This window comes from Actinomadura rifamycini DSM 43936 (genome assembly GCF_000425065.1).
Classification (GTDB): Bacteria; Actinomycetota; Actinomycetes; order Streptosporangiales; family Streptosporangiaceae; genus Spirillospora; species Spirillospora rifamycini.
On record NZ_KE384300.1, the window covers coordinates 422904 to 442291 of the forward strand.

Annotated in this window: 21 protein-coding genes; 18 read left to right on the plus strand and 3 right to left on the minus strand. The window is 76.5% G+C overall.

All coding sequences use genetic code 11. From position 1 onward, the window contains the following. Positions 1-135: 135 nt before the first annotated feature. Both H505_RS46480 and H505_RS0135360 read left to right on the plus strand, forming a co-directional pair. Complete coding sequence (locus tag H505_RS46480) at positions 136-1308, plus strand: glycosyltransferase family 4 protein (RefSeq protein ID WP_051301520.1); 1173 nt, start codon at positions 136-138, stop codon at positions 1306-1308. A gap of 13 nt (positions 1309-1321) precedes the next feature. Further along, positions 1322-2128, plus strand: coding sequence for a hypothetical protein (locus H505_RS0135360; protein WP_051301521.1), 807 nt, complete (start codon positions 1322-1324; stop codon positions 2126-2128). Positions 2129-2149: 21 nt separating this feature from the next. Here H505_RS0135360 and H505_RS0135365 read toward each other — a convergent pair whose 3' ends face one another. Then, positions 2150-3334: an MFS transporter gene (locus H505_RS0135365; protein ID WP_026405718.1), complete on the minus strand. Its 1185-nt coding sequence runs from the start codon at positions 3332-3334 to the stop codon at positions 2150-2152. Positions 3335-3408: 74 nt separating this feature from the next. On the opposite strand from H505_RS0135365, the gene H505_RS0135370 reads away from it, so the two are divergent. Together H505_RS0135370 and H505_RS0135375 are read left to right on the plus strand one after the other, a co-directional pair. Beyond that, complete coding sequence (locus H505_RS0135370; protein WP_026405719.1) at positions 3409-4002, plus strand: TetR/AcrR family transcriptional regulator; 594 nt, start codon at positions 3409-3411, stop codon at positions 4000-4002. A 33-nt stretch (positions 4003-4035) separates the two neighbouring features. Next, on the plus strand, positions 4036-4698 hold the full coding sequence (locus tag H505_RS0135375; RefSeq protein WP_026405720.1) for an NAD(P)H-binding protein: 663 nt from the start codon (positions 4036-4038) through the stop codon (positions 4696-4698). Between the two features lie 3 nt (positions 4699-4701). On the opposite strand, the gene H505_RS0135380 is transcribed toward H505_RS0135375, so the two are convergent. Next, positions 4702-6495 carry an AMP-dependent synthetase/ligase gene (locus tag H505_RS0135380; protein WP_026405721.1) on the minus strand — a complete coding sequence of 598 codons (1794 nt, stop codon included), beginning with the start codon at positions 6493-6495 and terminating at the stop codon, positions 4702-4704. A gap of 205 nt (positions 6496-6700) precedes the next feature. On the opposite strand from H505_RS0135380, the gene H505_RS0135385 reads away from it, so the two are divergent. The 8 genes from H505_RS0135385 to H505_RS0135420 all read left to right on the plus strand — a co-directional run bounded on the left by H505_RS0135385 (position 6701) and on the right by H505_RS0135420 (position 12923). Next, positions 6701-7399 (plus strand): copper homeostasis protein CutC, encoded by a 699-nt coding sequence (locus H505_RS0135385; RefSeq protein WP_026405722.1) that lies wholly within the window; start codon positions 6701-6703, stop codon positions 7397-7399. Between the two features lie 87 nt (positions 7400-7486). Further along, positions 7487-8254 (plus strand): metallophosphoesterase family protein, encoded by a 768-nt coding sequence (locus H505_RS0135390; protein WP_026405723.1) that lies wholly within the window; start codon positions 7487-7489, stop codon positions 8252-8254. Positions 8255-8355: 101 nt separating this feature from the next. Beyond that, a complete protein-coding gene (locus tag H505_RS0135395; RefSeq protein ID WP_026405724.1) occupies positions 8356-8790 on the plus strand; it encodes an SRPBCC family protein in 435 nt (144 codons plus the stop codon). A 43-nt stretch (positions 8791-8833) separates the two neighbouring features. Then, positions 8834-9454 (plus strand): hypothetical protein, encoded by a 621-nt coding sequence (locus H505_RS0135400; protein ID WP_026405725.1) that lies wholly within the window; start codon positions 8834-8836, stop codon positions 9452-9454. A gap of 54 nt (positions 9455-9508) precedes the next feature. Beyond that, positions 9509-10468: an ROK family glucokinase gene (locus H505_RS0135405; RefSeq protein ID WP_026405726.1), complete on the plus strand. Its 960-nt coding sequence runs from the start codon at positions 9509-9511 to the stop codon at positions 10466-10468. A gap of 85 nt (positions 10469-10553) precedes the next feature. Then, positions 10554-11240: an endonuclease/exonuclease/phosphatase family protein gene (locus H505_RS0135410; protein ID WP_051301571.1), complete on the plus strand. Its 687-nt coding sequence runs from the start codon at positions 10554-10556 to the stop codon at positions 11238-11240. A 271-nt stretch (positions 11241-11511) separates the two neighbouring features. Further along, complete coding sequence (locus H505_RS0135415; RefSeq protein WP_051301522.1) at positions 11512-12708, plus strand: cytochrome P450; 1197 nt, start codon at positions 11512-11514, stop codon at positions 12706-12708. Further along, a complete protein-coding gene (locus tag H505_RS0135420) occupies positions 12705-12923 on the plus strand; it encodes a ferredoxin (RefSeq protein ID WP_026405729.1) in 219 nt (72 codons plus the stop codon). The genes H505_RS0135415 and H505_RS0135420 overlap by 4 nt, the downstream gene beginning before the upstream one ends. 4 nt (positions 12924-12927) lie before the next feature. Here H505_RS0135420 and H505_RS0135425 read toward each other — a convergent pair whose 3' ends face one another. After that, positions 12928-13920 carry a hypothetical protein gene (locus H505_RS0135425; protein ID WP_026405730.1) on the minus strand — a complete coding sequence of 331 codons (993 nt, stop codon included), beginning with the start codon at positions 13918-13920 and terminating at the stop codon, positions 12928-12930. A gap of 368 nt (positions 13921-14288) precedes the next feature. Between H505_RS0135425 and H505_RS46485 the strand changes: the two genes are divergently transcribed. The 6 genes from H505_RS46485 to H505_RS0135455 all read left to right on the plus strand — a co-directional run bounded on the left by H505_RS46485 (position 14289) and on the right by H505_RS0135455 (position 19259). Beyond that, on the plus strand, positions 14289-15131 hold the full coding sequence (locus H505_RS46485) for a 1-acyl-sn-glycerol-3-phosphate acyltransferase (protein WP_084551171.1): 843 nt from the start codon (positions 14289-14291) through the stop codon (positions 15129-15131). Between the two features lie 37 nt (positions 15132-15168). Continuing rightward, positions 15169-16329 (plus strand): MacS family sensor histidine kinase, encoded by a 1161-nt coding sequence (gene macS / locus H505_RS0135435; protein ID WP_425248283.1) that lies wholly within the window; start codon positions 15169-15171, stop codon positions 16327-16329. Between the two features lie 36 nt (positions 16330-16365). After that, positions 16366-17016 (plus strand): response regulator, encoded by a 651-nt coding sequence (locus H505_RS0135440; protein WP_425248284.1) that lies wholly within the window; start codon positions 16366-16368, stop codon positions 17014-17016. Positions 17017-17102: 86 nt separating this feature from the next. Further along, positions 17103-17993 (plus strand): TIGR04222 domain-containing membrane protein, encoded by an 891-nt coding sequence (locus tag H505_RS0135445; protein ID WP_084551173.1) that lies wholly within the window; start codon positions 17103-17105, stop codon positions 17991-17993. Beyond that, entirely contained in the window at positions 17986-18813 is an 828-nt protein-coding gene (locus tag H505_RS0135450) for an MbnB/TglH/ChrH family RiPP precursor modification enzyme (protein WP_026405734.1), read from the plus strand. Before H505_RS0135445 ends, H505_RS0135450 begins: the two co-directional genes overlap by 8 nt. Continuing rightward, positions 18810-19259 (plus strand): SCO6045 C-terminal-like domain-containing protein, encoded by a 450-nt coding sequence (locus tag H505_RS0135455; protein ID WP_026405735.1) that lies wholly within the window; start codon positions 18810-18812, stop codon positions 19257-19259. Before H505_RS0135450 ends, H505_RS0135455 begins: the two co-directional genes overlap by 4 nt. Positions 19260-19388 lie beyond the last annotated feature (129 nt).

Consider the following 19388-nt stretch of genomic DNA (forward strand, 5'->3'; position numbering starts at 1 on the left):
GAGGGCCCGCCACCGGACGACCGGTGGCGGGCCCTCGGCTTTTGTCGCGACTCGCCTTTTGGCGCGACTCGCCTTCGCCGCGCGGCGCCCGGCCGGTGACGTGCGGGGACCCGGCCGTCCCTATCCTTGGCAGCGATGACCAAGACCCTCGTCGTGACCAATGACTTCCCGCCCCGCCCCGGCGGCATCCAGGCGTTCGTGCACGCCCTGGCGCTGCGCCGCCCGCCCGGTTCGGTGGTGGTGTACGCGCCCGCGTGGGAGGGCGCCGCGCGCTTCGACGCCGAGCAGCCGTTCCCCGTCGTCCGCCATCCGGGCTCGCTGATGCTGCCGGAGCCGGGCGTGCTGCGGCGGGCGGCGGACCTGCTGCGCGCCGAGGACTGCGACTCCGTCGTGTTCGGCGCGGCTGCCCCGCTGGGGCTGCTGGCCCCGGCGCTGCGGCGGCGCGGCGCGCGTCGGCTGGTCGGCATCACGCACGGGCACGAGGCCGGCTGGGCGGCGCTGCCCGTCGCGCGGACCCTGCTCGGCCGGATCGGGGACGGCGTCGACACCCTCACGTACCTGGGGGAGTACACGCGGTCCCGGATGGAGCGGGCGCTGAGCCCGGCCGCGGCGGCGCGGATGGCGCACCTGGCGCCGGGCGTGGACGACACGGTGTTCCGGGCGGGGGCGGGCGGCGCGGACGTCCGCGACCGGTACGGGCTCGCCGGCCGCCCCGTGGCGGTGTGCGTGTCGCGGCTGGTGCCGCGCAAGGGGCAGGACGCGCTGGTCCACGCGTGGCCGCGGGTGCTGCGGCGGGTCCCGGACGCGGCGCTGCTGCTGGTGGGCGGCGGCCCGTACCGCGCCGAGCTGGAGCGGCTGGCGGCGTCCCTCGGGGTGTCCCGCTCGGTCGTCTTCACGGGGAGCGTGCCGTGGGAGGAGCTGCCCGCGCACTACGACGCGGGCGACGTCTTCGCGATGCCGTGCCGCACCCGCCGCCGCGGCCTGGACGTCGAGGGGCTCGGCATCGTGTACCTGGAGGCGTCCGCGACGGGGCTGCCGGTCGTGGCGGGCGACTCGGGCGGCGCGCCCGACGCCGTCCTGGACGGGGAGACGGGCGCGGTGGTGCCGGGGCGGTCGGTCGCCCGGGTCGCCGCCGCCGTCGCGGACCTCCTCGCCGACCCCGCGCGGGCCCGCGCGATGGGCGCGGCGGGGCGCGCGTGGGTCGAGCGGGAGTGGCGCTGGGAGATCCAGGCGGCGCGGCTGGGAACGCTGCTCGACGGCCGGGGAAATAGCGCCTCCGGGCGCGTACCGCGTCCGGGCCCCGGGTGACAGGATGCCTGATATGGAGAACGCGCACGTCGAGGACGCATGGGTCCGGGTTCCGGGGGCGGCCGCCCGCTGGCTGGAGCAGCTCGATCCCGAGCACGGGTACAGCGGGTTCCAGCCGCCGCGCCGTCCCGACGCGGCTTGGGTGCTGCACGCGATGTACGCGTGGGAGGAGGGGCTCGTCACCACGACGCACGACGACCTCCACAAGTCGATGGCCGAGGCCGGGCTGACGGGGGCGCCGCGGCTGCCGGAGCCGGTGAGCGACGTCAGCGAGCTGCTGCAGGGCGCGATCGACACCGGCACCGACCTCGGGCGCACGGGGCATCCGGGGGAGGGGTGGCGGCGGCTGCGGTGGCGGGAGCTGGCGCGCGGTTTCGGGGAGCCGGTCGTCCCGGAGGGGAAGCTGCCGGGGAACCGCTGCCTGCGGCAGGCGCACCCGGCGGGGAGCTGGTCGGCGGCGATCCGGCCGCCCGCCGAGGGCTGTTTGGACCGGGAGAGCTGGCAGCGGCTGATCGGGGTGCTGCTGCGGTACACGCCGTCGGGCGCGGGGACCCGCTGCCTGGCGTACTACTGCCCGCTCGTGACGAACGAGTGGGAGGAGGACACCGTGCTCGTCGGGCGGCTCGGGGACGCGGGCCCGCTGTACGACCACCCGTCCATGAACAGCTGCCCGTCCAACCTGTGGCCGGAGGACCGGTCCTGGATCGTGTACTGCGACTGGGACCTGTGGGGGACGAAGATCGTCGGTCCGGCCGCGCTGGTCGAGGCGGTGCTGGCCGATCCCGAGCTGGAGGGCGTCCGGCTGCCCTGGACGAGCTGAACCGCCGGCGTCCCGCCCGGGTCACGCGGGCCCGCGGCGGGACGCGGCGACCAGCAGGGCCCCGGCGGCGAGCAGCGCGGCGAGGACGAGCCCCAGCGCGCGCAGCCCGTGGCCGGTCAGCGCCGCGGCGAGCTGCGGCCCGAGGCTGGCGCCCGCGAACAGCAGCGCGCTGTGCAGCGAGACGGCCGGGGCCCGCGCGGCGCCCGCCCGCGCGACGACGATGTCGATGAGGCCGGGGGCGGCGACGGCGGTGCCCGCGGTGACGAGCATCAGCAGCAGCGCGAGCCCGAGGGTCCCGGGCTCCAGCAGGCCGACGAGCGCGACGCCGGCCGCCGCCAGCGCGAGCGCCGCGGCGGCCCGCACGGGCCCGGGGACGCGGGCGAGCCGGGCGGTGAGGAACGGGACCGCGAGGATGACGGGCAGCGCGCTCGCGCGCAGTTCCAGCAGCCCGGTGGTGCCGGTGAGCTGCAGCCCGGTGTAGACCGCGACGAACGGTCCGAGCACGACGGGGACGGCGAGGAACAGCGGCCACAGGCCGGGGGCGGGCAGCAGCCGCAGCATGGTGCGGTAGGCGGCGAGGGGCGAGCCTCCGCCGGACGGGCCGTCCGGCAGCAGGATCCGGGAGAGGGCGAAGGCCGCGGCGGCGAACGCGGCGCCGCCGGCGAGGAAGAACGCCCGCCAGCCGAACGCGGCGGCGAGGCCCTGCGCGGCGAGCTGGCCGACGACGGCGGCGGCGAGGAAGCCGGTGGTCATCGCGGTGACGGTGACGAGCCTGCGGTGCGGCGCGACGCGCTCGCCGACGTAGGCCATCGCGACGGGCGGGAACGCGCCGATGGTGACGCCCTGCAGGACGCGGAGCACGATGCCGATCCCGGCGGACGGCGCCGCGGCGACGAGCGCGGTGGTGACGGCGGTCGCCGCGACGCCGCCGACCATGACGCGGCGCCGTCCGAACCGGTCCGACAGCGGTCCGAACAGCAGGAACCCGGCGGCGTACCCGAACCCGAACACGCTGACGAGCCAGGTCAGGGACGCCGGGCCGGCGTTCCAGCCGGACGCGGCGCGGTCGAGCAGCGGGATCATCCCGTACAGCTGGCTCGTGGCGAGCAGCGCGGTGGCCGAGAGGACCGCCAGGGTCGCTCCGAACGGCGCGTGACCGGTGTCGGCCGCGGGCGAGGGGGGCGCGGTGGCGAGGGGGGAGGACATGCCCCGGGACGGTAGCCAACCAACTGGTTGGATGTCAACCAACCGGTTGGTGCAGAGTTCGGTACGATGCGCCCATGCCGAAGAACACCGCGACCACCACCAGGGACGCGCTGCTCGGCGCCGCCCGCGAGGAGTTCGCCGCGCACGGGATCGCCGGTGCGCGCGTCGACCGCATCGCCGTCCGCGCCGGCGTCAACAAGGAGCGGATCTACGGCTACTTCGGCAGCAAGGAGAAGCTGTTCGACGCCGTCATGAAGGTCGCGCTCGACGAGTTCGCCGAGATGAACGCCGAGCTCGGGGACGATCCGGTCGCGTACGTCGGCGAGGCGTTCGACCACTACCGCGAGCACCCCGACCTGCTGCGGCTGCTGATGTGGGAGGCGCTGTACGACCGCTCCGGCGCGCTGCCCGACCAGCCGTGGCGGGCGGAGCGCTGCGAGCGGAAGGCCGCGTCGCTCGCGGAGCGGCTGGGAGAGGAGCCGTCACCCGAGGTGGGGCGCGCGGTGCTGTCCCTGCTCGGGCTCGCGATGATGCCGCTGGCGATGCCGCAGCTCGCCGAGCTGCTCGGCGTGAAGCCGGACTCCCCCGAGGCGGTCGCGGCGATGCGCGAGCACGTCATGGGCTTCGCCCGCGCGGCGCTGGCGGGCCGCGGCGCCGCGTCCGGCTGAGGGCGCCGCCGCGGCCCGCCGTAGGATCGCCTCATGGACGTAGTGATCGCGGGCGGGCACGGGCAGATCGCGTTGCGGCTGTCCCGGCTGCTCGCCGCACGGGGGGACACGGTCCGGGGGCTGATCCGCAACCCGGACCACACGGACGACCTGAGGGAGGCCGGGGCGGAGCCGGTCGTGTGCGACCTGGAGGAGGCGGCCGTCGAAGAGGTCGCGGGCCTGCTCGACGGCGCGGACGCCGTCGTGTTCGCCGCCGGGGCCGGACCGGGCAGCGGGGCGGCGCGCAAGGACACCGTCGACCGGGCCGCCTCGGTGCTCGCGGCGGACGCGGCGGAGCGGGCCGGGGTCCGCGACTTCCTGCAGATCTCGGCGATGGGCGCGGGCGAGCCGACCGACCCGTCCCGCGGCGAGGTGTGGGCCGCCTACGCGAAGGCCAAGGGGGAGGCCGAGGACGACCTGCGCGCGCGGGACGCCCTCGACTGGCTGATCCTGCGCCCGGGCCGCCTCACCGACGACCCGGGCACCGGGCTGGTGCGCCTGGGGGAGCCGCCGATCGGGCACGGCGCCGTCACGCGCGACGACGTCGCCGCTGCCCTGGTGGCGCTGCTCGACGAGCCGCGCGTGCGGCGCCGCACCCTCGACCTGCTCAACGGCGGGACGGAGGTCGGCGCCGCCGTCGCGGACCTGCGCGGGTAGGGGTCAGGAGGCGTAGAGCGCGTCGATCTCGCCGGAGAAGTCCTTCATCACCACGTTGCGCTTGACCTTGAGGCTCGGGGTGAGGTGCCCGGCCTCCTCGGTGAAGTCGACGCCCAGCACCACGTGCTTCTTGATCGCTTCGGCGCGGCTGACGGACCGGTTGGCCTCGGCGACCGCGGCCTCGATCTCGGCGACGAGCTCGGGGTCGCGGCGCAGCTCGTCCACGGTCATCGCGGCGGGCTTGCCGTGCCGCTCCTTCCAGGGGGCGAGCGCCTCCTCGTCCAGCGTGATGAGCGCGCTGATGAACTTGCGGCCGTCCCCGACGACCAGGCACTGGCTGATCAGCGGGTGGGCGCGCAGCCGGTCCTCCAGCGGGGCGGGCGCGACGTTCTTGCCCGCGGCGGTGACCAGGATCTCCTTCTTCCGGCCGGTGATCTTCAGGAAGCCGTCGTCGTCGAGGGAGCCGAGGTCGCCGGTGTGGAGCCAGCCGTCCTCCAGGGCCTCCTTGGTGGCCGACTCGTTGTTCCAGTAGCCGCGCATGACGTTGACGCCGCGGAACAGGACCTCGCCGTCCTCGGCGATGCGGACGTCCACGCCCGGGATCGGCTGCCCGACGGTGCCGATCTTGATGGCGCTGGGCCGGTTCACCGCCGCCGGGGCGGTCGTCTCGGTGAGCCCGTAGCCCTCGAGGATCGTGATGCCGACGCCGCGGAAGAAGTGGCCGAGCCGCTCGCCGAGCGCGGCGCCGCCGGACACCGCGTACTCCACCCGCCCGCCGACGGCCGCGCGCAGCTTGCCGTAGACGAGCACGTTGAACACCGCGTGCCGGGCCTTGAGCGCGAGGCCCGGCCGGCCGCCGCCGTCCAGCGCCCGGCTGTAGGCGATCGCGGTGTCGGCCGCCGCCTTGAAGATCTTGCCCTTGCCCCCGGCGATCGCCTTCTGCTCGGCGCCGTTGTAGACCTTCTCGAACACGCGCGGGACGGCCAGCAGGAACGTCGGCCGGAACGAGGCGAGGTCGGGCAGCAGGTTCGGGATGTCGCTGTGCCCGAGGACGATCCCGCCCTCGATGCTCGCGACCTCGATCAGCCGCGCGAACACGTGCGCGAGCGGCAGGAACAGCAGCGTCGCGCTGCCGTCGACGGCGACCTCGGAGATCGCGCCCTGGACGGCGTTGCGGGCGGTCAGCACCAGGTTCCCGTGGGTGATCTCGCAGCCCTTCGGGCGCCCGGTGGTGCCGGAGGTGTAGACGAGCGTGGCGACGTCCGCCGCGCCGCGCGAGCGCCGCCGCTCGACCGCCGTGTCCGCGCCGACGTCCCGGCCCAGTTCGGTGACCTCGGCGACGCCGCCCGCCTCGATGCCCCAGACATGCGTCAGGTCCGGGAGCCCGTCCCGGACCTGCTCGATCGCCGCGGTGTGCGCGGCCGTCTCGGCGAACACGGCCTTGGCGCCGGAGTCGCCGAGGATCCACTCGATCTGCTCGGCGGACGACGTCTCGTAGATCGGCACGGCGACGGCGCCCGCCGCCCAGATGCCGTAGTCGAGGACGGTCCACTCGTACCGCGTCTTCGACAGCAGGCCGACCCGGTCGCCGGGTTCGATCCCGGCCGCGATCAGGCCCTTCGCGACGCCGGTCACCTCGTCGGCGAACTCGGCGGCGGTGACGGCGCTCCACGCGTCGCCGCGCTTGCGGCGCAGCACGATGGTGCCGGGGGCCTCGGCCGCCCGGTCGAACGGCGCGTCGGTCAGGTTGGCAGAGTCGGGGACCTCCACCATCGCGGGGACGCTGAACTCGCGCACGGCCTGCTCCTCGATCGATCTTGGTACTGCGGGAAACCGTCCGGCTTTCCCGGAACGGCATGATACCCACGGGTAGCAAAGGCGTTCGCCCGGTGAGTGCGCCACCCGGTCAACGGACGGCAAAGAGCGCGGCCGTCCCGTGGTGGACCGGGCCGGTTCCTCTACGCTGGGTCGGGTCTCACAGGAACCTGGCCGGGGGAGCCGCATGTCGCTGCTCGAAGTGATCGCGCTGACCGCCGCCGACGCGCGCGCCGCGCAGGAGGGCGGGGCCGACCGGCTCGAGGTCGTCGCCGACATGGCCGCCGACGGCCTCACGCCCGACCCCGACGAGCTCGCCGCGATCCGGGACGCCACCGACCTGCCGCTGCGGGTGATGCTGCGCGCCAACGCCGGGTTCGGGACCACCGGCGCCGAGCTGGACCGGCTCCGGCACGCCGCCGCCGGGCTCGCCGCGGCGGGCGCGGACGGCTTCGTCCTCGGCTTCCTCGACGCCTTCGGGCACGTCGACGCCGCCGCGACGGAGAAGCTCGCCGCGGCCGCGGACCCGCTGCCCTGGACGTTCCACCGCGCCCTCGACCGCGCCGCCGACCCCGCGGCCGCGTGGCGGGCCGTCCGCGGCTTCGGCGGCGGCCTCGACACGGTCCTGACCGCCGGTTCGGCGCGGGGCGTCGACGCGGGCGTGGAGGTCCTGGTGCGGCGCGCCGCCGAGGACGCCGCCGCGGCCGGGCTGATCATGGCGGGCGGCGGGCTGCGCCGCAAGCACGTCGCGGTGCTGGCGGCCGCGGGGATCACGTCGTTCCACGTCGGCACGGCCGTCCGCCCGGACGGCTCCTGGGACGTGCCCGTGGACGCGGCGCTCGTCGCCGAGTGGCGCTCGCTCGTCGCCGCGGCCGCCGGCGGCTAGACCGCCGGCCGGCGGGGGAGCGGGACCGCGCGGAGAGCGGGGCCGGGGGGTGTGTTCCGTCCGGGTTCGCCCCATTAGAGTCGGTTCATGAGGATCCACGTGGTGAGCGACGTCCATGGCCGCGCGGAGGCGCTCCGAACCGCGGCGGACGGCGCGGACGCCCTCATCTGCCTGGGCGACCTCATCCTGTTCGTCGACTACTCCGACCACGCGCAGGGCATCTTCGCCGACCTGTTCGGCCGCGCCAACGCCGACCGCTTCATCGAACTGCGCACCCGGAAGCGGTTCGACGAGGCGCGGGCGTTCTCCCGCGACCTGTGGGCGTCCCTGGAGGGCGACGCCTGGCCGCACATCGAGCGGGCCGTCGACCGCCAGTACGCCGAGCTGTTCGCGGCGATGCCGACCCCCGCCTACCTGACGTACGGGAACGTGGACGTCCCGCGCATGTGGGGCCCGCACCTGCGCGAGGGGCACCGCGTCCTGGACGGCGAGACCACCGAGATCGGCGGCCTGCGGTTCGGGTTCGTCGGCGGCGGGCTGCGCACCGAGTACCGCACGCCCTACGAACTGGACGACGAGGCGTTCGCGGCGAAGGTCGCGGCCGTCGGCGAGGTCGACGTGCTGTGCTGCCACATCCCGCCGGCCGTCCCCGACCTGCTGTACGACACGGTGGCGCGCCGGTTCGAGCGGGGCAGCGAGGCGGTCCTCGAGGCGATCCACCGGACGCAGCCGCGGTACGTCCTCTTCGGGCACGTGCACCAGCCGCTCGCGTCCCGCATCCGCATCGGACGGACGGAATGCGTGAACGTGGGTCATTTCCGTGCGCGCGGCGTGCCGTACGTCCTGACGGTGTGAAGGATACTGGCGGGGGCGTCCGCACGGGGTTCACGCGCCGTCCGCGCACCGTCCACCCGAATGAACGCACCGCGTCACGCAGAGCCGGAAGGGAAACGCAGATGGCGGACCGCACCAGTTCCTCCCTCGCCGTCCAGGCGGGCAAGGCCGAGATCATGGCGGTCATCGCCGATCTGGAGGCGTACCCGGAGTGGGCCAGCGGCGTCCGGGAGTTCACGGTGGAGGAGACGGACGCGGACGGCCGCGCCGAGCGCGCCCGGCTGACGTTCGACGGCGGCCCGTTCAGCGACACCGTCGGCCTCCTCTACACCTGGGAGGGCGACGATCGGGTGACGTGGCGGCTGGCGGACAAGGGGACGGTCGTGACCGGCCTCGACGGCGCCTACACCCTCGCGGACGACGCGGGCGGCACCCGCGTCACCTACGACCTGACGCTGGACGTCCGGGTGCGGGTGCCCGGGATGGTCAAGCGCAAGGCCGAGAAGCGCATCGTCGACACCGCGCTCAAGGGCCTCAAGAGCCGGGTGGAGCGCTGAACCGGATGCCCTCCCCCCGCGACGACGGATGGATGATGGAGTCATGAGCGACCAGCCTGGCGACATCCTGGACGAGGCGGGCCGGGTCTTCGACGCGCTGCTGCGGCGCGCGTCCCGCGCCGGCATCTTCGGCGTCCCCCGGCGACCGGACGCCCGGGACCGAGCCCCCGACCAAGAGCCGGCCCCCGACCAAGAGCCGGACCGCCCCGAGGCGGCCGAGCCCGGCGACGCGTGGGCGGCGGCGACCGCCGAACCCCCGCCCGCCGAACCGCCGCGCGCCGAACCGCCGCGCGCCGAGCGCGGCTCCCGCGCGCACGGCGGCGCGGAGGAGCCGCGCATCGCCACCGGCGCGCCCGAGTGCCGCGACTGCCCGGTCTGCCGGGCCATCGCGATCCGGCGCGAGGCGGGCGGCGACGCGGCCCGGCACCTGCGGGACGCCGGCGAGTCGCTGCTGGCGGCCGCCCTCGACGTGATCGCCGCCGCCGACCGCGCCCGGGACGGGCGCCCGCGCGGCGGCGCCGAGCGGGACGCCGATACGTTCCGGAAGCGGCCACGCCAGGAGTCGGCGGGCCGCCCGGCGGGTACCTCTGAGCGGTCGGAGGAGCGGCGCGACCGTCCGGAAGGCGACGCGTGGTCGGCCGCCACCGGCGGCTCCGGCGACTGACGTGCAGTGCGGGACGCGCCCCGTGCGGGGACGCGTGAAGAGGAGGATGCGTACATGGCCCTGACCATCGGCGTGGATGTGGGCGGAACGAAGGTGGCCGCGGGGGTCGTCGACGACCGTGGAACGATCCTGGAGAAGGTCCGGCGGCCGACGCCCTCGACCAACCCCAAGGAGACCGCCGAGGTCATCGCCGAGGTCGTCGAGCTGCTGAAGGGCAAGTACGCGGACGTCACCGCGGTCGGGCTCGGCACCGCGGGCTTCGTCGACGAGACCCGCTCCACCGTGCTGTTCGCGCCGAACCTCGCCTGGCGGGACGAGCCGATCAAGAAGAAGGTGGAGAGCCTCGTCGGGCTCCCGGTCGTGGTGGAGAACGACGGCAACGCCACCGCCTGGGGCGAGGCCCGCTTCGGCGCCGGGCGCGGCGAGGACCACCTCGTCCTCATCACGCTCGGCACCGGCATCGGCGGCGGCGTCGTCCTGAACGGCGAGCTGTACCGCGGCCGGTTCGGCATCGGCGCCGAGGTCGGCCACTTCCGGGTGGTCCCGGACGGGCGGCGCTGCGGCTGCGGCAACCGCGGCTGCTGGGAGCAGTACGCCAGCGGCAACGCGCTCGTCCACGAGGCCCGCGACCTGGCCCGGGTGGCGCCCGCGATGGCGGGGCGGCTGCTGGAACTGGCCGGCGGCACGCCGGAGGGCATCCGCGGGCCCGAGGTGACGCAGGCGGCGCGGGAGGGCGACCAGGCGGCGCTGGAGTGCTTCCGGACGGTCGCGCAGTGGGCCGGGCAGGGCCTGGCGGACCTCAGCGCCATCCTCGACCCCGGCGCGTTCATCATCGGCGGCGGCCTGTCGGACGCCGGCGACCTGCTGCTCGACCCGGTCCGCGCGTCGTTCGCGAAGGCGCTGACGGGGCGCGGCCACCGGCCGATGCCCGACATCCGCATCGCCGAGCTGGGCTCGGCCGCCGGGATCGTCGGCGCCGCCGACCTCGCCCGGGTGCCCGCCCCCGCCCCGTGACGGGCCCGTGGCGCGCGGCGTGACCGGGACGCCGGGGACGGCCGGGGACGGCCGGGGACGCGGCCCGGTGACGCCCCTGCGCGTGATGAGCTACAACGTCCGGTCGCTGCGCGACGACCCGGCCGCCGTGGCGCGGGTCGTCCGCGCGCTCCGCCCGGACGTGCTGTGCCTGCAGGAGGTCCCGCGGTTCTGGGGCTGGCGCGGCAAGCGGCGGCGGCTGGCCCGCGACTGCGGGACGGCCGTCGCGGCGGGCCGCCGCGCGTGCGGGCTCGCGGTGCTCGCGGCCCCCCACGTCCGCCGGGCGGCCCGCGAGTTCCACCTGCTCACCCCCGATCCGGACCTGCACCGGCGGGGGCTGGCCGTCGCGGTCCTGGAGGTCGGCGGGTCCCGGCTCGTCGCGGCGTCGACGCATCTCGACCTGGCGGCGGAGCCGCGCCGCCGGCACGTCCGGGAGATCCTGGACCTGCTGGACCGGGCGCGCGAGCGGTACAAGGCGCCGGTGGTGCTGGCCGGGGACGTCAACGAGGAGCCCGGCGGCCCCGCCTGGTCGCTGCTGGCGGGCCGCCTCCGGGACGGCCGCGCGGTCGCGCCGGCCGGGGAGGCCGCGACGTTCTCCGCCCGCTCCCCGCGCCGGCGCATCGACGGCGTCTTCGCCGACCCGGACGTGGAGGTCGTCGGGTGCGGCGTCCCCGCGGGCGAGGGGGCGCCCGCCGCGGACTACGCCGCCGCCACCGACCACCGCCCCGTGGTCGCCGATCTCCGCCTGCCCTGACTTACCGCCGGGCCACACATAATTAGCCGTGGAATTCGTCGGCACGAACATGCGTTGCCGCGCACCCGAAAAGCGTCGCCGCAGGTGGTTGCCATGGACGACCGGCCGGCGCGGGCGCCGGAATTCTTCGCCCCGTACCCCCTCGCCGGTGAAGGAGCCGGTCAACGCAGGGGGCGGCGGAAAGGTGAATAATGTGCCGCCGAAATGCGCGGTTGACGCCATTCACCGGACCGTTACCGTGAACGTGCCCCGACGATTCCGGAGGACCCCCATGGCACGTCCCGCGGTGCCCTTCCCCGTCCATCGCGACGACCCCCTCCACCCGCCGGCGGAATACGCGGCGCTGCTCGGCGGGCCGCCGGTCCGGGTCCGGACGCCCGACGGGGCGGAGCACTGGATGGTGTCGCGGCTCGCCGACGTGCGGGCCGTCCTCGCCGACCCCCGGCTCAGCGCCGACGACACCCGGCCGAACTTCCCGAACCTGCTGCCGCTGCCCGCGGTGCCCGGCGCGCTGTCGTTCCTGCGGATGGACGACCCCGAGCACGCGCGGCTGCGCCGCACGCTGACCGCGGAGTTCACGGTCCGGCGCGTCAACCTCATGCGCCCGGGGATCGCCGAGACCGTCGACGCGCTGCTGGACGCGATGGTCGGGCAGGGGCCGCCCGCCGACCTCGTCGCGGCGTTCGCGCTGCCGCTGCCGTCCCTGGTGATCTGCCGGCTCCTCGGCGTGCCCTACCGCGACCACGACTTCTTCCAGGAGCGCAGCGCCGAGTCGCTCCGGCTGGACACCGGCGGCGGCGCGGCGGTCGCGGCGTTCGCCGATCTCGCCGCCTACCTGGACCGGCTCGTCGCCGACAAGGAGCGTGAACCGACCGACGACCTGCTGGGACGGGTCGCCGGACGGGTCCGCGCCGGGGAGCTCGGGCACGAGGAGGCGGTCGCGATGGCGCGGCTGCTGCTGCTCGCCGGGCACGAGACGACCGCCAACATGATCGGGCTCGGGACGTACGCGCTGCTGCGGCACCCGGCCGAGCTCGCGCGGCTCCGCGCGGACCCCGCGCTCGTCCGTCCCGCGGTGGAGGAACTGCTGCGGTACCTGACGATCGTCCACCGCGGCACGCAGCGCGTGGCGCGCGAACCCGTCGAGGTGGGCGGCGTGACGATCGCGGCGGGGGAGGGCGTCGTCGTGGCGCTGGCGGCGGCCGACCGCGACCCGGGCGCGTTCGCCGACCCCGGCGCGTTCGACCCGTCCCGCCCGCCGGGCCACCACGTCGCGTTCGGGTTCGGGCCGCACCAGTGCATCGGCCAGACCCTCGCCCGGGTCGAGATGGAGATCGCGTTCGCCCGGATGCTGGAGCGCCTCCCCGGCCTCGCCCTGGCCTGCGCGCCCGAGGAGCTCGCGTTCCGCGACTCCGTCGTGTACGGCGTGCACGCCCTGCCGGTGACGTGGTCGGGGGAGGGGGCGTGAGCGGGGCGGCCGCGGGCCGGCTGAGCGTCGACCGCGACGCCTGCCGGGGCGCGGGCCAGTGCGCCTACAACGCCCCCGACCTGTTCGACCAGGATGAGGACGAGGGCCTGGTGGTGCTGCTGGACGCCGCGCCGCCGCCCGAGCGGCTGGCGTCCGCGCGCCGCGCCGCGGACGCCTGCCCGAACCGCGCGATCACCCTGGCCGGGCCGGAGTGAGGGGCTAGACGACCGCGCCGTCGTCGCCGTCGCGGGGCTCGTCGCCCATCCGCAGGACGAGCGTCACGAAGCCGCCGATGAACGCCGCGACCGCGAGGAACGCGGCCCAGCCGGGGACCTCCCAGTCGAGGATGACGGTGACCAGCAGGTAGACGGGGCCGCCGACCAGCGCGACCCACGCGCCCTTGGTGAGCGGGTCGGCGGCGGGCAGCGGCGGGGGCGGCGGCGGGACGTAGTGCCCCTCGTCGTCCGCCGCCGGGAACTCCGGCTCGGCGGCGGGCTTGATCACCCGGGCGCGGGGCAGCCGGCCGGTGCGGTCGTCGCCCTCGGCGGGCGGCTCCGGCGGCTCGTCGATGTTCTCCTGCTCGGGCCAGGGCATCTCGTCGCCCTCGGGGACGGCGTCGAACCCCGCGACGATCTCCGCCCAGATGGCGTCCTCGTCGCGTTCGGCGGTGCCGGCGGGGGAGGCGTCGGCGGCGCCGGGCGCGTCCGCGCCGTCGGGCGCGCCGGGCTCGGGCCGGTCGGCGTCGGCGAGCCCGCCGTCCGCGCGTCCCGCGTCGGGACGGCCCGCGTCCTTGAGCCCGGCGTCCTTGAGGGGCGGGTCCTGCGGATCCGGGTCCTTGAGCCCGGTGTCGGCGAGGCCGGCGTCGGTGCGCTCGGCGTCCGGGCCGGAGCCGCGCACGCCCGCGTCGCGCAGCCGCGCCAGGTGGGCCCGCAGGATCCCCTCGGCGGCCGGCTTCATCTCGACGTCCACGTACAGCCGGTCGAGGACGTCCTCGGCGGCGCGGCCGGACGCGTCCGCGGCGCGCGGCCCGTCGGGCGCGGCGGCGGGCCGGCCCGGGTCGTCGGCCGCGGCGGCGCCGCCCGCGGGCGGGACGGCGTAGGCGGCGACGCCCGCGTCCCGCAGCGCCGTCAGCATCGCGTCGGCGAGGTGCGGGGCGAGATCGACCAGCGGAGCGTAGGTGTCGGCCGACAGGCCGTTGCCACGGCGATTCACGGGGCCGGCTCCTTCGGCTCCGGCGTGACCGGCAGCACCGGCATGGCGGCCTCCGCTCCCCCATCGACAGGTGCGTCCGGCGGCGCCCCCGCACGCGGCGGCGCCCCCGGACACGTTGAGACGTGTCCCACGGTATTCGCTGCGCCGCGCGGGACAAGCCCCCGGGCGCACCCGAATTGAGATTACGTAGAGAGAGAGTACGGCCAACCGGCGGCGCGGCGCGCCGCGCCGGGCGGGCCCGCCGGCCTACCCGGGCGGCCGGGTGGGCCGCTCGGGGGCGGGATGCGAAGATAGCCCATCATCTTCCCCCGGAGCCGGGTCCTCGGCTCGCACACCGCATGCACGCGCGGTAAAGAAAGGGTGTCGGCATGCTCTGGTTCTGGATCCTGCTGAGGATCGTCCTCTCGCCCATCATGTACGTGCTGTGGCGGCCGCGGAACCAGGGGATGCGCAACGTGCCGAAGCGCGGGCCCGCGCTGATGGTGAGCAACCACCTCTCGTTCGCCGACCACTTCTTCGCGCCGCTGCCGCTGATGCGTCCGATCTTCTTCATCGGCAAGGGCGAGTACTTCACCGGCAAGGGGATCAAAGGGCTGATCAGCAAGGCGTTCTTCACCGGGGTCGGGGTGGTGCCGGTCGACCGGACCGGCGGCTCGGCGGCCGAGGCGGCGCTGGAGACGGGCCTGCGGATCCTCCGGGAGGGCAAGCTGCTCGGCATCTACCCGGAGGGCACGCGCGCCCCCGACAACCGCCTGTACCGGGGGAAGACGGGGGTGGCGCGGCTGGCGCTGAAGTCCCGCGTGCCGGTGATCCCGGTAGCGATGATCAACACGTTCGAGCTCATGCCGTCCGGCAAGCCGCTGCCCCGGCTGGGGGTGCGGCCGGGCGTCCGGTTCGGCGAGCCGCTCGACTTCTCCCGCTACTACGGCCGCGAGGACGACCGGGAGGTGCTGCGCGCGATCACCGACGAGATCATGCGGGCGATCCGGGAGCTGTCCGGCCAGGAGTACGTCGACCGCTACGCCGCCGAGGTGAAGGCCGAGATGGCCGGCAAGCCGGTCCGCCCGGTCCGCGACGACGACGAGGACGAGGACGCGCCCGGGACCGGCGGCGACAACGGGACCGAGGACGGGACCGGCAACGGGACCGAGGACGGGAACGCCGCGCGGCGCCCCCGCGACGGCGACGGAGGGCCGACCGACGGCGCGTGACGCGGACCGCGGCGGCGGCCTGGGCCTGGACGCCGCGCTGTGGCGGGCGGTCGCGGTCTACCGGACCGCCGCGCTCGGCTACGCCGCCGTGCTGATCGTCAAGAACGCCGGCGGCTACGCGCACCCGGCCGGCGGCTGGGCCGTCCTCGGGGCCATGGCCGGCTGGACGGTCGCCGCCTGGCTGCTGTTCCGCGACCCGCGCCGCCGCGGCCCCGCCCTGCTGGCCGCCGACATGGCCGTCGCGTCCGGCTGCGTGGTCGCGACCGCCTGGGTGGAGAGCGTCGCGGGCATCGCCTCCGGACGCCCGACGCTGCCGGTGTCGTGGGTCGCGGCGGCCGTCCTGTCGTGGGCGGTGGTGGGCGGCCGGCGCCTCGGCATCGCCGCCGCCGGGATCCTCGCGCTGGCGAACCTGCTGGTGCACGTGCTCGCCGGGACGGCCGGCGGCATCGGCGGCCGCACCTTCAACGGCATCGTGCTGCTGGGCCTCGCCGGGCTGGTCGTCGGGCACGTGGTCCGGCTGGCCCGCGAGGCCGAGGCGCGGCTCGCCCGCGCGGTCGAACTGGAGTCGGCCACCCGCGAGCGCGAGCGCCTCGCCCGCGACATCCACGACTCGGTGCTGCAGGTGCTCGCGATGGTGCGGCGGCGCGGCGCCGGGCTCGACGGCGAGGCCGCCGAGCTGGCCCGGCTGGCGGGGGAGCAGGAGACCGCGCTGCGCGCCCTGGTCGGCAGCGCGCCCCGCACGCCGTCCCGCGCCCCGGCCGGAACCGGACGTCCCGCCGCCGGCGCCGCGGCGGAGGACGAGCTGGACGTGCGGCCGCTGCTGACCGCCCGCACGTCCGGAACCGTCACCGTGTCGACGCCCGCGACGCCCGTCCCGCTGCCCGAGCACGCCGCCCGGGAGCTGGACGCGGCCGTCGCCGCGGCGCTCGACAACGTCGCGCGGCACTGCGGCGCCGGCGCCCGCGCCTGGGTGCTGCTGGAGGACGGCGGCGACGAGGTGATCGTCAGCGTCCGCGACGACGGCCCGGGCATGCCGGCGGGACGCCTCGAGCGGGCGGCGGCCGACGGGCGCCTCGGCGTCGCCCAGTCGATCCGCGGGCGCGTCCGCGACCTCGGCGGCACGACGGCGATCACGTCCGCGCCCGGCGAGGGCACCGAGATCGAGATGACCGTTCCGCGGTCCCCGCGGAACGCGTGAGAAGGTGATGGGGTGAGCGACGTTCCCCTCAGGGTCATGGTGGTGGACGACCATCCGATGTGGCGGGACGCGGTCGCCCGCGACCTCGCCGAGGCCGGGCACGAGGTCGTCGCGACGGCCGGCGAGGGCCGCGCCGCGGTCCGTGTCGCCGCCGCCGCGCGCCCCCAGGTCGCCGTCGTCGACCTGCAGCTCCCCGACATCTCCGGGGTCGAGGTGACGCGGCACCTCGCCGCCGCCGACCCGCCCGTCCGGGTGCTGGTGCTGTCCGCCAGCGGCGAGCAGGAGGACGTGCTGGAGGCCGTCAAGGCGGGCGCCACCGGCTACCTGCTGAAGTCGGCCGCCCGCGAGGAGTTCCTGGACGCCGTCCGGCGCACCGCCGCGGGCGACGCCGTCTTCACCCCGGGCCTTGCCGGGCTCGTCCTCGGCGAGTTCCGCCGCCTCGCCGCCGCGCCCGCCCGCGACGCCGACGACGGCGCGCCCCGGCTCACCGAACGCGAGACCGAGGTCCTGCGCCTCGTCGCGAAGGGCCTCACCTACAAGCAGATCGCGCAGCGCCTCGTCCTGTCCCACCGCACGGTGCAGAACCACGTGCAGAACACCCTCGGCAAGCTCCAGCTCCACAACCGCGTCGAACTCGTCCGCTACGCGATCGAGAAGGGCCTCGACGACGACCTCGGCCGGGGCTGACCCGTCCGGCGGGAACGGCGTCGAACACGCCGGGCCGGACGGGCGTCCAACGGTGTGGACGCTCGGAGAACAGAAGAGGTGCGGGCATGGACGATGCTCGGTCGGTAGCCGCACAGCTGGACGGCCCCTGGCCGTCCGTCGTCGTGTGGGCCGTACTCCTACCCGTGTCCGCGGTGCTGCTGGTGCGGGCGCTCGCGGTCCGGCGCCGGCTCGGCCGCGGCGCCCCGCTCGGCCGCGAGCCCCATCCGTACGAGGCGGCGCTGATCCGCTCCGGTGAGGACCGCGCGGTCCTCACCGGCCTGGCCGTCCTGCGGGCTGAAGGGGCGATCGAGGCGCGGCCGCCCGGGCGCCTGGTCGCGGGGGACCGGAAGGGCCCCGTCCTGCCGCTCGACGACGCCCTCCACGGCGCCGTCCGGCGGGGCGTCGCCCCGTCCGCGCTGCGCCGGGACGGGGCGGTGGGCAAGGCCCTGCGGATGCTCCGGACCGACCTGGAAGACGCCGGGCAGCTCCTGAGCCCCGCCGCGAAGGACGCCCGGAGGGTCGCCGCGGTGCCGCTGCTCGCCGTGAGCTGGCTCGGCGCCCCGGCCGTCCTGATCCTCCCCGGCGGCGTGACCCCGCCCGCCCTCGTCGCGGGCTTCCTGATCGAGGCCGTGCTCGCCGTGGCGGCACTGGTCCTCGTGCTGGACCGGGGGTCGCGCACCGCCGAAGGCAAGGCCGCGGACCTGGAGTACGGCCTGCGGCACCTCCACCTGGCGCCGTGGGCGTCGCCGTCCTGGACGACCTACGGCCCGGCGGCGCTCGCCACCGGAGTGGCGGTGTACGGGGTGGCGGTGCTCGACGACGCGGAACCGGAGTTCACCGAAGCGGCCGAGCTGCGCAAGGACTACGGGGGCGGCGCGGGCGGAGGCGGCGGCGACGGTGGCGACGGGGGCGGCGGCGACGGCGGGTGCGGCGGCTGCGGGGGGTGCGGTGGCTGACGCGGCCCCCGCCGGGCTCGGCGTGGGCATCGGCTGGCGGCCCCCGATCGGCGGGTTCGTCGCGTCGCTGCCGGGCCTGCGGTTCACCGAGGTGATCGCCGAGTCGGTCCGGCCGGCGCGGCCCGACCCCGGCCTGCTCGCCCTGCGCGACCGCGGCGCGGCGGTCGTCCCGCACGGGGTGCGGCTGTCGCTCGGCGGCGCCGAACCCGTGTCCGCCGAGCGGGTCGCGCACCTGGCCGCGTGCGCCGAGGCGCTCGGCGCGCCGCTGGTCAGCGAGCACGTCGCGTTCGTCCGCGCGGGCGGCATCGAGGCCGGGCACCTGCTGCCGGTGCCCCGCACCCGCGCCGCGCTCGACGTCCTGACCGCGAACGTCCGCCGCACCCGGGACGGGCTGCCGGTGCCGCTGGCCGTCGAGCCGATCGCCGCGCTGTTCGACTGGCCGGACGCCGAGTACGACGAGGCCGCCTTCCTCACCGAGCTGGTCGAGCGCACCGGCGTCCTGCTGCTCCTCGACGTCGCCAACGTGCACGCGAACGCCCGCAACCGCGGCACCGACCCCCTCGACCTCATCGACCGCCTGCCGCTCGAACGGGTCGCGTACTGCCACGTCGCGGGCGGCGAGCAGGCGGGCGGCCGCTACCACGACACCCACACCGCGCCCGTCCCGCCCGAGGTCCTCGACCTGGTCGCCGAGCTCTGCGCCCGGCACCGCCCGCCCGGCCTCCTCCTCGAACGCGACGGCCGCTACCCGCCCGCCGCCGAGCTGCGGGACGAACTCGACGCCGTCGCCGACGCGTCCGGCCACCCCCGCGTCACATGACCGGGGAGCCGCTGGACGCCGGCCTGGCGGCCGCGCAGGAGGCCCTCGTGCGCGCCATGGCGGCGGGCGGGCCGATGCCGGCCGGGTTCGACGGCGACGCCGTCCGCGCCGCGGCGCGGAGCATCCTGCGCAAGCGGGCCGGGGAGGTCGCGCACGCGTGGCCCGCGCTCGCCGCGTCGTACGGGACGTCCTGGGGCGAGGCGTTCGCGGCCTGGGCGGCGGAGCGGCCCACGCGCGGATCCGCCCGGGACGGGCGCGACTTCGCCCGCGCCCACCGGCACGAGTTGGCGCCCGGCGCGGCGCGGGAACTGGCGGTCGCGGAGGCGCGGTGGTCGTATGTCCGGGACGGCGCCCCGCGCCGCCGCGCGGCCGGGGTGCGGCGGGTGCCCGGCGGGCTGGCGGTGGCGGTCCGCGGCCGGGTGCGCGTCCTCGCGCGCCGCCGCTGACGCGGTTCGCGGCGGACGTGCCCGAGCCGCCCCGACAGCGACTATGGTCTAGACCAATGGCGGCGTGCCGGGACGGCCGGCGAACGCGCCCGTGAACGCACGCGCCGGCATAGAGTCCGGGCACGTGAA

Bases quoted from the DNA above. Each gene is read 5' to 3' on its own strand.
- H505_RS0135400 (WP_026405725.1), top strand. From the start codon at position 8,834: ATGAGCGACCAGCCTGGCGACATCCTGGACGAGGCGGGCCGGGTCTTC.
- H505_RS0135405 (WP_026405726.1), top strand. From the start codon at position 9,509: ATGGCCCTGACCATCGGCGTGGATGTGGGCGGAACGAAGGTGGCCGCG.
- H505_RS0135455 (WP_026405735.1), top strand. From the start codon at position 18,810: ATGACCGGGGAGCCGCTGGACGCCGGCCTGGCGGCCGCGCAGGAGGCC.
- H505_RS0135440 (WP_425248284.1), top strand. From the start codon at position 16,366: ATGGTGGTGGACGACCATCCGATGTGGCGGGACGCGGTCGCCCGCGAC.
- H505_RS46485 (WP_084551171.1), top strand. From the start codon at position 14,289: ATGCTCTGGTTCTGGATCCTGCTGAGGATCGTCCTCTCGCCCATCATG.
- H505_RS0135370 (WP_026405719.1), top strand. From the start codon at position 3,409: ATGCCGAAGAACACCGCGACCACCACCAGGGACGCGCTGCTCGGCGCC.
- H505_RS0135390 (WP_026405723.1), top strand. From the start codon at position 7,487: ATGAGGATCCACGTGGTGAGCGACGTCCATGGCCGCGCGGAGGCGCTC.
- H505_RS0135410 (WP_051301571.1), top strand. From the start codon at position 10,554: ATGAGCTACAACGTCCGGTCGCTGCGCGACGACCCGGCCGCCGTGGCG.
- H505_RS0135445 (WP_084551173.1), top strand. From the start codon at position 17,103: ATGGACGATGCTCGGTCGGTAGCCGCACAGCTGGACGGCCCCTGGCCG.
- H505_RS46480 (WP_051301520.1), top strand. From the start codon at position 136: ATGACCAAGACCCTCGTCGTGACCAATGACTTCCCGCCCCGCCCCGGC.
- H505_RS0135395 (WP_026405724.1), top strand. From the start codon at position 8,356: ATGGCGGACCGCACCAGTTCCTCCCTCGCCGTCCAGGCGGGCAAGGCC.
- H505_RS0135375 (WP_026405720.1), top strand. From the start codon at position 4,036: ATGGACGTAGTGATCGCGGGCGGGCACGGGCAGATCGCGTTGCGGCTG.
- H505_RS0135360 (WP_051301521.1), top strand. From the start codon at position 1,322: ATGGAGAACGCGCACGTCGAGGACGCATGGGTCCGGGTTCCGGGGGCG.
- H505_RS0135365 (WP_026405718.1), bottom strand. From the start codon at position 3,334: ATGTCCTCCCCCCTCGCCACCGCGCCCCCCTCGCCCGCGGCCGACACC.
- H505_RS0135415 (WP_051301522.1), top strand. From the start codon at position 11,512: ATGGCACGTCCCGCGGTGCCCTTCCCCGTCCATCGCGACGACCCCCTC.
- H505_RS0135385 (WP_026405722.1), top strand. From the start codon at position 6,701: ATGTCGCTGCTCGAAGTGATCGCGCTGACCGCCGCCGACGCGCGCGCC.